The organism is Bartonella sp. TT110JLCBS (genome assembly GCF_042193405.1).
Lineage (GTDB): Bacteria > Pseudomonadota > Alphaproteobacteria > Rhizobiales > Rhizobiaceae > Bartonella.
In genome coordinates this window covers 1-3,803 of record NZ_JBHILT010000054.1, presented here as the reverse complement: position 1 = coordinate 3,803, position 3,803 = coordinate 1, and the positions used below count along the sequence as shown (strand labels likewise).

Here is a 3,803-nt window from a genome sequence, read left to right as displayed (position 1 = left end):
TTACCTTTCACCGCTTCCTTCACACCGGAAAGTGTCCGATCTACTTTGTCTTTATTTGCAATATTGAGTTCTGTACCTTCTACTTCTGTACCAATATTGATAACTTTTGTCTTTTCATCCTGCTTGGCAAGGCTATCACTGACAACATTAGTCACATCATTATGAACATTCGTGATAGAACTCGCAACACCAGCAAATGCTTCCGCCACACTATTGTAAACCTTTTCCTCACCAGTGCTGCCATCATCCTTGACGGTTTTAAGCTTGAAGGTAGGTGCAACCCATTCTCCCTTTTCATTATAACCTGCACCTCCACCAAAATAGCCAGCAAACTGTTTTTGCAGATCATAAATCTGTCCACCCGTAATCGCATCACTCGAGCCTGATATTATAGAGCCAGCTGCAAGTGATGTAAGCTTGCTGTTCTCTTTATTGTCCCCATGCGTTGCCACAAACGCACCTTTAGTCTTGCCCCATAACAATGCATCGCCTTGAACTGCTTGCGTAATATTACTTAGTTTTTCATCAAACTTTTTGACCTCATTAGACAGATGAGTGTTCACATTCTTGACACTCGTATCAAGACCCGCAAAGGCGCTACCAACATCGTTATGTGAATTAGTCGTTACTGTACCATCGTCAGAAACATTAGAGATTTTATAAGTCGGAGCTGTAAAAACACCCTCTTTAAAGGATGCTTCTCCACCTAAAAACTTAGCTACATCCTCACCGATTTTATTAATCTGACCGCCCGTGATTGCATCACGTGAACCCTTGGCAATCTGACCATCGGCAACATTATGGAGACCTACAGCTGCCTTATCCTTACCTTTACCTAAAGTCACACTCGTGTAATCAATGTCGCCATTATCACCATCTTTTTTATCGTAATGAACAACAGCTGAATCATCAGATTGAAGGCTGGTAGAAAGTTCCTTCAGACTTGCATCAAGCTGACCCTTGTTAACGGCATCATTATCCTTTGTTGCTTCACCAATACCTGAAAGAGTCCGATCCGTACCAGTCTTGTTGGCTATATTGATTTCACTGCCTTCTACTTCTTTACCAATAGTGATAAGATTTGTATCTGCATCTTTCTTAACAAGGCTATCTCCTCTAACATTGGCAATTTCATTGGTAATTTGTTTTGTAATCTCATTTTTAACATTCGTGATAGAACTACCAACCCCTGTTAAAGCACTCGCTACATCAGGATAATTCTGATCCTTAGATCCACCATCAGCATCAAAGGTCTTGACCGTGAATTTAGGATTCGTCCATTTACCTTCTTTATATTCAGCGCCACCACCTAAATAAGTTGCAACAGTCTTATTCGTATCAAAAAGCTGAGAACCATTGATCGCATCACTTGAGCTTGCAGAGACCTCTCCATTGGAAAGAAATGTAATCTTACTCTTGCTTTCCTTCTCTCCATGTGTTGCTACAAACGCCTTGTCAGAATCACTCCACAACAATGCATTTTGCTTAATATTTTCAGTAATCTCCGTGTTGTTTTGGGTAAACTCTTTTTGAAGATTCTCAAAAGATGTTCCTACACCCTCAAAAGCTTCCGATACAGTATTATACTTCTTCTCTTCAACTTTAGTACCATCCTCATTAATGGTCTTAATCTTGAAGCTTGGAGCTGTCCAAGCGCCACCGGCATAACTAGCATGACCACCTAAAGACTGCGCAACACTGTCACCTAGAGCATATAGCTGATTTCCTGCTATAGCATCGCTTGAAGTTCCACTAACGTCTCCGTTGGCAAGATGTTTAATCTTGCTGCTCGCTCTTTTATCTTCTTTTCCATGCTGTGCCACAAAGGCCCCTTCAGCATCACTCCACAACAAAGCATCGCCTTGAACTTCTTGCGTAATATTACTTAGTTTTTCATTAAACTTTTTGACCTCATTAGACAGATGTTTATTCACATTTATGAAGTTCGTATCAATTCCTGCAAAAGCAGAGCCTACATCATTATAGGATTCGCTTGTTACTTCACCAGCTTCAGAAACTTTCGACACCGTATAAGTGGGATCTTTAAACTTCTCACCATCAAAGGACACGCTGCCACCTAAAATCTTTGATAAATCAGAAGCTATGGTATGAAGCTGACCTCCCGTAACCGCATCATTCGAGCCTGATACTATAGAGCCAGCCGCAAGTGATGTAAGCTTGCTGTTTTCCTTTTTACCTTCTTCCGTTTTATGCTGTGCTACAAAGGCGTTACTTTCATTACTCCATGATAAAGAATCTTGTGCAACCCCTTCTGAGACTTCCTTAATACGCTGATTCACATTCTTGATATTATCATCAAGTCCTTTAAAGGCAGAACCAACATCGGTATGCGATTTATCTGTTACCTCACCGTCTTTAGAAACTGTCGATAAATCATACTTTGGTCCTTTATAGTTTTTGCCATCAAAGGATACATCGCCACCTAAAATCTTTGATAAATCATCTGTGATGATATGAAGTTGTCCACCCGTAATCGCATCATGTGAACTCTCACCAATGACACCATCTTTGACATTATGAAGTGCAACTGGTTCTGCATCCTTACCTTTACCTAAAGTCACACTGCTATAGTCAACTATTCCGCCTTCTTTTTTATCGTAGAGAACCACTGCTGAATCTTCTGACTGAAGGCTGCTGGAAAGATCCTTCAGACTTGCATCAAGCTGCGCTTTATTGACTGCCTCGTCCCCATTTTGCGCTGCCTTAACACCAGAAAGAATTCGAGCAGCACCATCACGATTTAAAATATTGATTTTATTGCCACCTCTTTCCGCACCAATGGTAATAAGACCCATCCTATCCTGCTTAACAAGGCTATCACCTTTCACATTGGTAATCTCATTATTAATCTCTTTGCTAATCTCATTTCTAATATTTGTGAAAGAATTACCAACTCCAGCCAAAGCATCCGCCACATTGCCATAGTCTATCTCTTCAGATTTACCATCATCCTTAACTGTCTTAACCTTAAAACTTGGAGCTTTCCATTGTCCTTTCTCATCATAGCCAGCACCTCCACCAAAATAGGTTGCAAGTTGTTCGTTCAGCGAATAAAGCTGTCCACCCGTGACAGCATCCGTTGAATCTTTAGAAACATCACCATCTAAAAGAAACGTAATTTTGCTGTTATCTTGAGTGGCTACAGCTCTGCCTTTTTCTTCTTTGCTCTTTTCATGACGTGCTACAAAGGCATTGGCTTCATCATTCCATAACAAAGCATCACCTTTAACTTGCTGAGTAATATTCGTTATGTTTTTAGTAAGTTCGCTAAACTTATTTGTTACATTATCATTGACATTCTTGATATTGCTATCAAGCTGGCTTTTGTTAACAGCGTCATTATTGTTCTTTGCTTCACCAACACCAGAAATTATCCGATCCCCACCGCTTTCATTTGCAATATTGATTTCTGCGCCACCTACTTTTGCACCAATAGTGAGACGACTCGTTGTCTTATCTTGCTGAACAAAGCTCTCGCTTTCCACTTTGGTAATCACATTATTAACCTGTTCGGTCAATTTATTCTGAACATTCGTGATAGAACTTCCAACACCTGCAAGTGCATCTGCTACATTCTGATAATTCTTGTCAAAAGAAGTACCATCCTCACCAAACTGCTTGATCTTGAAATCCGGTGCTTTCCATTTGCCCTCTTTATCATAACCTGCACCACCACCAAAATAAGTTGCAAGTTGTTCGTTCAGCGAATAAAGCTGACCACCCGTTACAGCATCCGTTGATTTAGCGCTAATCTCACCATTTGCTAGAAACGTAATTCTACT

1 pseudogene is annotated in these 3,803 nt (G+C 40.5%); it reads right to left on the bottom strand.

The window, feature by feature from the left end:
• Positions 1-3,803, bottom strand: a pseudogene (locus ACFILW_RS09020) (hypothetical protein); the annotation flags it as partial.